At 61.0% G+C, this 11,546-nt stretch carries 7 protein-coding genes; 3 read left to right on the top strand and 4 right to left on the bottom strand.

The features are described 5' to 3' along the window. Positions 1–51: 51 nt before the first annotated feature. Complete coding sequence (locus tag CXK91_RS02030; RefSeq protein WP_103454729.1) at positions 52–2,340, bottom strand: MHYT domain-containing protein; 2,289 nt, start codon at positions 2,338–2,340, stop codon at positions 52–54. Between the two features lie 215 nt (positions 2,341–2,555). On the opposite strand from CXK91_RS02030, the gene CXK91_RS02035 reads away from it, so the two are divergent. The 3 genes from CXK91_RS02035 (at position 2,556) to CXK91_RS02045 (ending at position 6,629) form a co-directional block, all read left to right on the top strand. Continuing rightward, positions 2,556–3,251 carry a response regulator transcription factor gene (locus tag CXK91_RS02035; protein WP_103454730.1) on the top strand — a complete coding sequence of 232 codons (696 nt, stop codon included), beginning with the start codon at positions 2,556–2,558 and terminating at the stop codon, positions 3,249–3,251. Between the two features lie 8 nt (positions 3,252–3,259). Continuing rightward, positions 3,260–4,588: a sensor histidine kinase gene (locus CXK91_RS02040; RefSeq protein ID WP_256055628.1), complete on the top strand. Its 1,329-nt coding sequence runs from the start codon at positions 3,260–3,262 to the stop codon at positions 4,586–4,588. 85 nt (positions 4,589–4,673) lie between these two features. Continuing rightward, positions 4,674–6,629, top strand: coding sequence for a TonB-dependent receptor domain-containing protein (locus CXK91_RS02045; protein ID WP_103454732.1), 1,956 nt, complete (start codon positions 4,674–4,676; stop codon positions 6,627–6,629). Between the two features lie 214 nt (positions 6,630–6,843). Here CXK91_RS02045 and CXK91_RS02050 read toward each other — a convergent pair whose 3' ends face one another. Genes CXK91_RS02050 through cobN form a run of 3 tightly spaced genes read right to left on the bottom strand, consistent with a single transcriptional unit; the run spans position 6,844 to position 11,545 of the window. Next, positions 6,844–7,164 (bottom strand): DUF2149 domain-containing protein, encoded by a 321-nt coding sequence (locus tag CXK91_RS02050; protein WP_103454733.1) that lies wholly within the window; start codon positions 7,162–7,164, stop codon positions 6,844–6,846. After that, positions 7,164–7,640 (bottom strand): MotA/TolQ/ExbB proton channel family protein, encoded by a 477-nt coding sequence (locus CXK91_RS02055; RefSeq protein WP_103454734.1) that lies wholly within the window; start codon positions 7,638–7,640, stop codon positions 7,164–7,166. Before CXK91_RS02055 ends, CXK91_RS02050 begins: the two co-directional genes overlap by 1 nt. Continuing rightward, positions 7,637–11,545, bottom strand: a complete 3,909-nt coding sequence (gene cobN / locus CXK91_RS02060) for a cobaltochelatase subunit CobN (protein WP_103454735.1) — start codon at positions 11,543–11,545, stop codon at positions 7,637–7,639. Before cobN ends, CXK91_RS02055 begins: the two co-directional genes overlap by 4 nt. Position 11,546: the final 1 nt, after the last annotated feature.

Here is an 11,546-nt window from a genome sequence, read left to right on the forward strand (position 1 = left end):
GCCGAATCTGAGGCTGCACAACTTCCGCCCTAAACGCCGCATCGCAGAACGTCAATGGGATGGATACAGCTCCACCACCACACCTGAATCCGGTCGGTCCATTGCCTGGTTCATGGCGTGAACCAATGAAGTTTGGGTAAAGGGCTTGGCCAGGGTGTGAAGTCGGCGGTTACCCTCGGCGAGGTCCGCATAGCCACTCACCAGAAGAACCGGCAACCCTGGACGCTCCGTGTGGATCGTTTCAGCCAGCTGGGCGCCAGTCATTCCCGGCATCATGTGGTCAGTCACCAGAATGTCGAAATTGCCCTGTCGGCGCAGGAGGCTGAGCGCCGCCTCGCCGTTGTCTACCGCCGTGACGCGATAGCCGAGGTCCTCCAGGAGCGCCGAAGTGTTTTCCAGCACGAGCGGATCATCGTCTACCACGAGTACTGCCAGTGAAACCCTCGACATCGTGTGGGGCAATAGCGTGCCGGGGACTTCGATCACCTCGTCGTCATGCTGGGTCTGCTGCGTCGTACCTTGTGGCAGCCATAGCTCGATGGTGGTTCCGTTGCCAGGACTGCTCTGGATTTCCAAGCGTCCACCCGACTGCTCGGCCAGGCCGTGGGCCATGGAAAGCCCCAGGCCAGTGCCTTTGTTCGGCCCTTTGGTGGTAAAGAACGGGTCCGTGGCACGCGACAGGATTTCCGCAGGCATGCCGCAGCCGTTGTCGCGCACGGTAAGTACGACATAGTCGCGCTGGGTATGGCCGTCGTGCGTGGTGGCAGACCGTCGGCTCTGACCTTCGATGCAGATGGTGCCGCCATTGGGCATCGCATCACGTGCATTGACCACGAGATTGATCAACACCATTTCCAGTTGGTTTGCGTCGACGAAGGCGGGCGGCAGGTTCAACGGAAAGCGCATGTCTACGGTTATATTCGCCTCCACCGAGCGCTGCAGCAATTCGCGCACGCCCATTACCAGATCAGGAAGGAGGATCGAACTGGGGCGTAGTTCCTGCTTGCGCGCGAAGGTGAGCAACCTCTGAACCAGACCAGCGCCTCGTTGTGTGGCCTGCAGGGCATTCGCGATCAGGCTATCGACACGCGTCTCGCCGCTCGGAATCCGTTTGCGCAGCAGCTCCAAGTTGCCGCCCACCACCGCCAGCAGGTTATTGAAATCATGTGCGATGCCGCCGGTAAGCTTGCCTACGGCCTCCATCTTCTGCGCCTGGCGCAGCGCAGCCTCAGCCTGCCTACGCTCGGTGACATTAACTAGGCCGCCGAGAATGAGCGAGCCTCCTGAGGTCGTTTCAATACGGGTCGAGGCGAGTACATCCACGAAAATGCCGGCCCTCGCGACGAGCCGATACTCGGCGTTCAGGCATTCGCCCGTTTCGAGCAGCACTGGCCAGTCCTGCTCGATCATCTGCCGGGCCGATGCTTCAGTCATGAAGCTGATCAGCTGGCGTCCAATCACATCTTCCCGGCGAAACCCGACAAGGGCGAGCCACGCGTCGCTCACCGACTCCAGGCGGCCGTCGTGGTCCAGGGAGTGCAGGGGCAGGGGTGTCTTGCTATAGAGCTCCCTGAAACGCTCCTCGCTCAGGCGCAGTGCCGACGCCTCACGTTCGCTGAGGATTGCCCGACGTCTGTCGTGCATCGAGGCGGCCAGGCCAAAGAACAGAACAATGAAGGTCGAACCGGATACGGCCGAGGCAAGGGTCACAAGATCCAGACCGCCACCGGCCGTTACTGGTATCTCAAGATCTAAGGGCGTGAAGTGCGCGCCGATCATCGCAACGTAATGCATGCCAGCAATGGCGAAGCCCATCGCCACAGCCGATATCCCCTGCAACAGCGGTCGCGCACCCTTGGCCGACAACCACAGAGCAACCGTAGAGGCACCGATCGCGATAGCAAAGGAAACCGCGACCCATGCCCAGTCATAGCTCAACTCGGCGTGAAGGGTCATGGCGGCCATACCCATGTAGTGCATCGCGCCAATACCGAGGCCCATGAACAGGCCGCCTACGCCCAGGGTTGCGCCGTTCGAACCCTTGGCGCCGACAGCAAAGAAGCTGATGGCCGTTACCACCATCGGCAGGACAAAGGACCAGACCGTCAAGCCGACGTCGTACTGAATCTCCACCCCAGGCATGCCGAAGGCGAGCATGCCGATGAAGTGCATCGACCATATGCTGCCGCCCATGCAAGCGGCTGCGGCGGCTAGCCACGCATGCCGTGCCCAGCCATGGGCGACCCGGTTGCGGCTGGCGAGATCGAGGGCGGTGAAAGATCCGGCGATGGCGATCAGGATGGAAAGGCTGACCAGTGCGATGTTGTAGGTGGTATGCATAGGCGTCCGCTGGCAAAACGTCGTCGTTGTTTAGTCTTGCAGAGAGCGCCGTTTGATTCCTGGAACTCGACCAATGGCACATCACGGAACAGCGTAAGCGAGTTGTAGCCAGAGGCCGGCCCACATCCTTTTCCGCTGTCCACCCCTGTTCGCTTAAACTGGATGAGAATTATTATCTACAAGTGACGGGTGTATCTACCTGACAAGGAGTGGCGATGGGCGGGTACCTGGCGGATGTGCTGGTCATCGAGGACGATCAGGTTCTGAACGCTCAGCTGGCTGAGCTACTGAGACTGCAAGGATATGCAGTGCGATCCAGCCTGTTGGGTGAAAGCGGACTGGCAATGGCATTGGCCAGCGCGCCGGATCTGGTGCTGCTGGATGTCATGTTGCCAGACATGAATGGACTTTCAGTACTGCGCCGGCTGCGTGAACGGCAGCAAACGCCAGTGATCATGCTGACAGCGTGCGGCGCGGAGGAAGAGCGTATTCGCGGATTGCGGCATGGCGCGGACGACTATCTGGCCAAGCCTTTCAACCTGACCGAGCTGCAGCTACGTATCGATGCAATCCTGCGGCGTACGCGCAGCGCAGACCATCGTGTGACAGTGCCGTCGTCCCTGCAGGTTGATTCTCTGATTCTCGATCGCCACAGCTTATGGGCGCGGGTTGGCGAGCATGATCTGGCGTTGACGCCGCTGCAGTTCCGGCTGCTCTGGCAATTTGTGCTCCAGCGCGGAGAAGTCCTCAGCAAACCTTACCTCTATCGAGTGGTTCTGGAGCGTGAGTACAGCGGCTACGACCGCAGCCTCGACATGCATGTCAGTCGCATTCGGCGCCGGTTGGGCGAGGCCGGGCTTGCCGCCGATCGTTTACAGACGCTTCACGGCCGCGGTTACAGCTTCCAATGAACCGGCGCTTGTTCTGGAAGCTGTGCGTAGGGGTTGCGCTGGGCAGCGTAGCGCTGTTTTGGGTCATCGCGCGGCTCAGCGGTCAGGCCGAAGAGCAGATGAGTTTCATTGACGCCGAGCATCAGCACACGCTGCGCCAGTACGCGCAGCAAGCCGAGGCGCTCTACCGCGAGGGGGATGCTAAGGCGCTGCAGGATTGGCTGCGTTCCGTGCAACTGCAGGAGCAAACCTGGGCAGCGATCGTCGAGCCGCACCTGCAGGCGCTGGCTGGCAGTGAGTTGTCCGAGCGGTTTCTCAGCGAATTCAGTCTGGGTCGAGACCCGTCGTGGAAGATTCACCTTTATTTCCAGGACAACCCGATCATGGACGTACCGTTCGCCGATGGGCAGCGGCGATTTCTGATCCAGCTGCCGCAACGTATGCGCCCCGGACATTACTGGTATCCCGCACGCCTGCTCCTGGAGCTGGTGTTGCCGCTGGTGTTGCTGGTGATCGGCTGCCTGTTGCTCTATCGCCATCTGATGCAGCCGCTGAATCGCCTGGAACAAGCAACCCGTCGATTCAGCGAAGGAGACTATGAAGCGCGGGCCGGTGCGCTGTTGGGCTCGCGTCGCGATGAACTGGCGGGGTTGGCCGAAACCTTCGATGCGATGGCTGAGCGAATTGGCGGGTTGATCATCGATCAGCGTCAGCGCCTCGCCGAGATGTCTCACGAGTTGCGTACGCCACTGGCTCGTATCGAAATGGCGGTGGGGCTTGCCGAGCAGGGTGCGGACTCCGCTACCCTGTTGCCGCGTATACGCCAGGACTGCGCTGCGATGCGATGTCTGGTCGAGGATTCGCTAACGCTGAGCTGGCTCGAAACGGAGCGCCCCAGGTTGCGTGACGAGACGCTGGATCTGATCGATCTGCTGGATAGCATTCTTGATGACGCCCGCTTCGAATTCCCGGATCGCCATATCGACACGCAGCTTCCTACGGAGGCCGAGCTGGTTGGCAGCTGCCACCGTGCGCTTGGTCAGGCGATCGAGAATATAGTGCGCAACGCCCTCGACCACACGCCGCCTGGAGGAAGAGTACGCATTCATCTGCAAACCGTCCCCCAGGCCTATTGCCTTGAGATCATCGATCAGGGCCCTGGGGTGCCGGAGCAGTGGCTCGAGCGTATCTTCCTGCCGTTCGAGCGGCTGAGTGAAGATAGAGCCGGTTACGGCCTGGGCCTGGCGCTGGCGCAGCGTCAGGTACGTGCGATCGGCGGGAGACTGGCGGCGCGCAATGACGAGCAAGGTGGCTTGTGTATGGGGATCTGGCTGCCCCGCGAAGGGAGCGCTGCGTAACAGTTGTAAAAGTGATTCTGCTGCTGCAGTCCTCCAGCGAGAATGATGAATACGAAACGTTCGCATTCTTGCTTCGAGGTCTTTCATGCAACATTGTCCATGTCCGCGCGCGCTACTCGGGTCACTGTCGTTCGCCGCGCTTCTGACTACCGTGCCTTGCCAGGCTCAACCATCCGCACCTTTGGAGTTGAGCGGCACCGAGGTAACGGCGCGCCACGTGCAAGACGACAGCGTCGAATCCGAGCAGCTTCAGCATTACCAGGCGGCCGACCTGCAGGACGTGTTCGAGTCCAGTCCGGAGGTCTCTGTTGGCGGCGGCCCCGGCGTGGCTCAAAAGCTCTATCTGCGTGGCTTCGAGGATACCTTGCTCAACATCACCATCGACGGTGCCAGCCAGCCTGGGCAGACCTTCCACCATACAGGCCGTATTGGCATCGAGCCGGAACTGCTCAAGCGTGCCGAAGTGCGGGCCGGTACGGGCGATGCGACGTCGGGTCCCGGGGCTTTGGGTGGCTCGATTCGCTTCGTCACCAAGGATCCGGACGATCTGTTACGTGAGGGCGAGCGGGCTGGTGCGCTGGTAAAAGGTGGCTATTTCAGCAACGCAGAGGGCTACAAGACCAGTACGAGCTTGTTTGGTCGGGTCAACGATGACTGGTCGGCATTGGCGGTGGCCACCTACCAGGATCAAAACGACTATGAGGATGGCAAGGGGCGCGATGTTCTCGGCACCGGAGCGCGGCAGCAACTGGGTTTCGCCAAACTGGTCGGGCGCCTGAGCGATGAGCAGACGCTGCGGTTGTCCTACGAAAAACGCACCGACGAAGGCGAACGCAGCCAGCGGCCGCAGTGGATCCCGAGTGGGTTCAATCCATTATTTCCGCTGGAAACGGAGCGCGAAACCTGGACCTTGAACTACGGCTGGAATCCGCTGAGCGACGAGCTACTCGACCTCGAGGTTACGACCTATCACACCTCCACCGAGTTGCAGCAGGACGGACGCTGGGGACTGTACATCGGTGACACAACAAGTGCCGGACTGGACGTACGCAATACGAGTGAGTTTGGTGCTCATCGCCTGACTTATGGTGTCGATTATCGCGATGACAAAACCAGCCTTGGCCCTGCTGGCGACCGCAAACTGGATGAGGAGGAGGGCAGCGTACTCGGCTTCTACCTCCAGAACAGTTATCAGGTCACGGACAAACTGCTGCTCGGCATGGGTGTTCGCTATGATCGCTACCGTCTCGATGATCGTGACGGGCAGGATTTCTCGGACGCCGGCTTCAGCCCGAACGTGAATCTGCGTTATCAACTGACGCCACAACTTGCGCTGCTCGCCGGTCATGCTCAGGCACTGCGTGGCGTGCAGGTACGCGACGCATTCAAGCTCGATGCCGCAGGTAACGACCCTGACCTTGATGCAGAAAAAGCGCGCACCAACGAGATGGGGATCGAGTTCCGCGAGGGCGGTCTGGAGCTGTCGGGCAAGCTCTACGACACCCGTATCCGCGACGTGATCTATGACCCCAGCGGGCGACCCAATCTCTACGTGAACGGCGGCACGCTCAGAAGCCAGGGCGTGTTGTTGCAAAGCGCATATCACTGGCAGCAACTGAGCATTGGACTGAGCTACCACCATAACGCCATCGAGCTCGATGGCGATGATCTGAACGTATACGAGCACAACGGCTTGGGCACGACGCTTGGCGATACGTGGATAGGCTTTGCCGACTACCGTGCCAATGATGCGCTGAGTTTCGGCTGGCAGGGCCGCTTCGTCACCGCTGTGGACTCGCTACGCACTGGCGTCGGCAAGCTAGACAAACCCGGCTACGGCGTACACGACCTCTACGCCCAGTGGTCAGCGCTACCCAATGATCGGCTAGTGTTGAACCTGACATTGAAGAATATTCTCGACAAGCAGTATCTGGACCACGCCAGCAACGAGGATTTCGAGCACATCCCGGGTTACGAAGGTGTGCGCGGCAGTTACGAGCCCGGCCGCGAGCTGCGCCTTGGTGTCGCGTTGCGGATCTGAATGTATGCATGAAGGCTTGCGGTCGGATGACGACGATTGCGCGTGTTCCGGCAGCTCGCGCGGCTAGCAGGTGCCTCGCGGGCTGCAGTTGAAGCGCTCTCGGCACAGGCGCGACCGGTCATTCAGGCGGACACGCCGGCCCCTTCTAGGTTGTCCGCGGATAGATGTGCCCCGCCGATCTCACAGCGAAGCGAAAGAGCTCGTCAGGGATGCATCAGGGCGGGCTCGCTGCCTCGGGTACGTAGATCATTCTTCCGTCGTTCAGGCGGTAGGTGATGCCGGCTTTCGCTCCCTGGCCTTCGCCGATTTCCCCGCTGGATTCATATTGCGTCAGTTCCTGGCCTTCCTTGATCAGCATGCGCATGTTTGTTTCGCCGGGGTTCTCGATGACCACGACCTTGTCCTGGCTGAACGGATTGAGCGGGTTTTGCACGATGACGATAAGCAGGATGCCGATCACTACTAGGAACAGATCGATCAGGTTGACCACGGAAAGTAGCGGATCATCGTCGTCGTCATGGTCGAGAAAGCGCATCAATGCAGCTCCACGGCACGTTCGATGGCGCGCAACTCCTGCAGTAGCCAGCGTCGCCGCACGGTAAGCACGTAGAAGGCGATGCTGGAGGCGACGAGCGCAAGAATCACGGCCGAAAAGGCGACCACCAGGTTCTCGCCGATGCCTTTGGCGTCGCTCTCGGTGAGGGCGAGCAGGGCAGGTCCCATAGGGATCATGGTGGCGACAAGGCCGAGCATAGGCGCGCTGCGCGAGGTCACGCGCAGCCATTCGAGGCGCTGCATGATCCACAGCTCCAGATCATCACTGGTGCCGCCATGGATGGCCTGATGAGCAGCAAGTACCGAGCTGTAGCGGCCGCTGCGGCGTTGCCAAGCCTCCATGGCAAAGCTGCCCAGTGCAAGAAAGGCGTAAACCAGCGCAGCGAGGATTAGCAGCAAAACGGGCACCAGAAAGATGCGGGTGAGTTCGTAGAGACTGGTTTCAAGTGCGTTCATTGGATGGGGTTCTTTCGGTCAGGAGTGGTAGCGATACGACGGTTGGCGAGTGCCTGACGCACTGCGCCGAGCAGCAGGCAAATGAGTAAGGCAGCGATGCCGAGGGCGAGTCGCCATGGGCTGGGTGCCTCGCTCGGTTGTTCGGCGACCTCCTGCATCACCTGCCCACGTACGGTCTCGCCTGGCATGGTGGCGTCAGAGGCGGGTGCGTCCGGCGAAGGCTGTGGCGCGTTGAGAGCGAGTCCGTACCCAATGGCCATCTGTTCAATGAATTCACGGGTCGCCGGTTCGCCTGTGTCGGCGCCGTGGTCACGGGTCAAGGCCTGCCAACGCTCGGTCAGCTCGCGGCGGGTCTCCTCGGATGCGTCCCAGTAGCCTTTGCGGATCGCCTCGACCATGCGCTCGATAAGCTGCGCCTGGGCGGTGGGGTTGTTGTCTTGGAACCATTGGCTCAGACCGAGCTCACGCTGGTCCTTGACGAAGGTGTCATGCAAGGCCTGCCATTGATCAGCGCGAACCATGCTTCTGTCAGCTGCTTGCCAGCCCCACAGATTGTTGGCGACGTTGAGTATCTCTAATGTTCCGGCGTAGCCCTCCTGTTGCATGGCAGTGATCCATTGCGGGTTCAGGTAGCGGCTGCGCAGCTCTCGGGCGAGATAACTCGCCGCCCCAGTAGTCCGCGGTTCGCTTTTGCGTAGATCAGAGATATAGAGCGATGGGCTGGTGCCGTCGAGATGACGGATCGCCAGAGACAGCCCGCCGAGAAACTCGAATGGATGATCCGTAGAAAGCACGCCATTCAGCTCGCTGGATCGGGCCATCACCGCCGCCTGGACACCCTTGAGTTGCTCAGCGAACAGGTTCTGACCGTCTATCTTTTCTCCCCAGCTCCTGGTGCCATAGCCATATTGCAGTCGTGAGAGGAATTGGTCGGCGAGCTGCGCCTCATCTTCCCATCGGGTCGAGTCAAGGGTGAGTTGAGATACGCCGGTACCGTAATCGCCAGGCTCATTGCCAAACAGCCGTAGCTGAGACAGTTGTTCTGCGCTATCGGCATCGACGCCCTGGTCGCTTAGCCGTTGGGCCAGGGCTCTGCTATTGCTGGCCAGTACGTTGCCAGGCTCGTCGAGCGCCGCGAGCTGTTCAACCACATCGGCGAGCAAGCGCATGAAACCATCGAACTGGTCGCGATAAACGCTGGTGACCTGTACGACGACATCGATGCGCGGCCTGCCAAGTTCCGCTGCCGGAATAATCTGCAGCGCACGCACGCGTCCCCCGGTGTCCCAGACCGGCCGTACTCCCAGGGCATGCAGGATCTGACTTTCGAGGACGCCGAGATGGCGCATGGCTTCCGACGACCACAGACTGAAGGCAAGCTTTTGCGGCGTCTCGCCTTCGTGTTCCTCCCGGTAGCTCGCAAGCAGCTGCTCCAATGCCTTGCCGCCGGCCTCGTATGCTGTACGGGTCGGTAGTTTGTCTGCTTCAAACGCGTACAGGTTGCGCCCGCTTGGTACGTCTGGGTTGCGTACCGGGTCGCCGCCGGGGCCGGGGGCAATGAAGCCGCCGGCCAGGCCGGCCAGCAGTGCTTCGATTTCACCCGTCTCGGCCAGATTGGCGTCCAGATCGATTGCTCGCACGATTTGTTCGCGCAGACCTGGGTCATTGATCGAACCAGCTTGTTCGCCATTCCGAAGAAAGCGTTGCAGGGTGCGGTAGGGCAGACTCTTTTGCAGACCTGTGAAGTCTTCGGCCAGCGGTTCATCTTCGCTCAGCTTCAGCGCCTGCAGAAACTGCGGTCCCAGCTGCTGTAGCACTGTGGCCAGGCGGTGCTCTGGCGACGCCGCTTCGCCAAAGGTGTGTAGGCCCAGTGGCACATTCGCCTCGGCCATGTCGTGCAATCTATCGTGCAGCGCCTGAAGGAAGCCGTCTGGCTCGGTGTGCGTTCGCTCTTCGTTCCAGCCCAGGTCATCGAGCATCCGACTTTGCAGCGCTAGCTGCCGGATACGCTCGACAGTGGCGTCGCGTACCGCGCCCTGATCGAGTTGCTGGTATTCGTGAATCAGTGCGTGCAGCTCTCGCAGCTCGTCGTAAAGACCGGCTGGGGCGAAAGGCGGCGTTTGGTGACTGATGATCACCGCACGACCGCGACGACGTGCCTGAATCGCCTCGCCGATATTGTCCTGAATATAGGGGTAGAACACTGGCAGGTCGCCTAGCGCCAGGAAGGGGTAGTCGCCGGCCGCCAGCCCTTTATCCTTGCCGGGCAACCACTCCTGGGTCCCGTGAGTGCCAAAGTGGATCAGTGCGTCGGCCTTGAAGCCGACTCGCAGCGCCTGATAAGCCGCCAGATAGAGGTGGTCCGGTGGGATCTTGCTGTCGTGATAAGCCTCGCCCGGGCGGCCGGCCCGCGGCGGTTGCGGTAGCAGCAATAACTTACCGAGGCGCGCGGCCGGAATCACGAAGTGCAGTGCTCCATCGATCTCGCGCAATGCCCAATGTGCCGCGGGATCACCCCAGCGCTCGTTCAGCGCGTGGCGGTCATGTTCGGGTAGGGTTGCCAGCCAGCGTTGGTATTGGTCCAACGACAACGTCAAGGCGAAGCCGTCAGCTAGCAATGTATCCAGTGTTTCCGGGCGGTAGTAACCGCCGAGCAGGCGCTGCGCGGTTTCGATCAGCTCACTTTCATCGCTGGGCAGCACGTCATAACCGGTTTGGCGCAATGCCAAGGAGAGCCGCGCCAGGCTGCGCGGCACGTTCAGATTTGATGCGGAAATGTTCTTTGCACCGTCGGGGTGGTTCCAGAACATCACGGCCAGGTGCTTTTCGGCCGGAGTCAGCCGGCGAAGACGAGACAGGCTGGCGACCTTGCCGAGTAGGGCCTCGAGCTGCTCCGGGATCGGCGTAGGCTCGCCATTCTCGATAGCGGCGATCACCAGTGGATCGGTCATGCCCCAGCTTTCCGGTACGGTCAGCATCGTCGCGGCGGTACGTGGCGTTACCCCGCTACTGGAGGCTCGCCAATGTGCCCGGTCCCCCTCGCGCCAGGTGAGAGTCGATAACACGGGGATACCTAGCGCCAGGAATTCCGCCTGTCGAGCTGTACCGTTCTGCATGTGCTGCAGGTTGACCAATACCTCACTGCGAGCCGGCACGAGAACCTTGCTAAGCGCTTGTGGGTCTTTGTCATCCGCCCAGAATGCCAACGGTGCCTGACCACGGGCCTCGCTACGGCGGATGAGCTCATCGATCAGCTGAAGTTGGCCGTCGACCAGGGCACCGCGATGGATCGCGAACGCTACCCGTGGTGCCTGGGGCGTCCAGCGTTCGGCTCCCCAGGCTAGATAGTCGTCCAGAACTTCGAATGGGCCAGGTGCATCAGGATGGTGGAAACCCGTGCTGGCGAGCTCGGTCGGGGGCGCAATGGACTCATTTTCAGCTCCGTCGTGCCGGGCGCGAAGGTAAGCGAACAGGTTTCGCAGGTTTTGCTCGCCGCCGTTTTCGTAGTATCCGATCAGCAGCCTCGCCTCGGCGGCGGGCAAGTTACCGGACGCGGGGGCGCCACCGCCTATGCGTATCCACGGTGTAGTAGTCGCGCTGAGTCGGTCGCCGAGCGCCTGCTGAACGGCGCTTAGGTCGGCGGGCCTAGGCGTATCCAGGATCAGTAGGGCAGCAGTTTCGTCCAGCCCCTTAGCGAAGGCGGCAGAGGATACCCGCGTACTACTCAGCGTAACGCCCGATTCGTTCGCCCAGCTGGCAAGCCGATCGAGCTTGCCTTGCAGCACGAAGTCGGTTGTCACGACCTGTACCCGAAGCGCCCTCGGCTGCGCTGGCTCGGCAAAGGCAAGCGCACCCCAGCCGGCCAGCGCCAGGATGAGCAGGCTGGTTTGGATCAGGCAGTGCATA

Origin of the sequence: Stutzerimonas stutzeri (genome assembly GCF_002909485.1) — a bacterium.
Classification (GTDB): Bacteria; Pseudomonadota; Gammaproteobacteria; order Pseudomonadales; family Pseudomonadaceae; genus Stutzerimonas; species Stutzerimonas stutzeri_AH.

What these genes read in the sequence shown, in the direction of transcription:
- CXK91_RS02030 (WP_103454729.1), bottom strand. Translation starts at nt 2,340, where the DNA reads ATGCATACCACCTACAACATCGCACTGGTCAGCCTTTCCATCCTGATC.
- CXK91_RS02035 (WP_103454730.1), top strand. Translation starts at nt 2,556, where the DNA reads ATGGGCGGGTACCTGGCGGATGTGCTGGTCATCGAGGACGATCAGGTT.
- CXK91_RS02045 (WP_103454732.1), top strand. Translation starts at nt 4,674, where the DNA reads ATGCAACATTGTCCATGTCCGCGCGCGCTACTCGGGTCACTGTCGTTC.
- CXK91_RS02050 (WP_103454733.1), bottom strand. Translation starts at nt 7,164, where the DNA reads ATGCGCTTTCTCGACCATGACGACGACGATGATCCGCTACTTTCCGTG.
- CXK91_RS02055 (WP_103454734.1), bottom strand. Translation starts at nt 7,640, where the DNA reads ATGAACGCACTTGAAACCAGTCTCTACGAACTCACCCGCATCTTTCTG.
- cobN (WP_103454735.1), bottom strand. Translation starts at nt 11,545, where the DNA reads ATGCACTGCCTGATCCAAACCAGCCTGCTCATCCTGGCGCTGGCCGGC.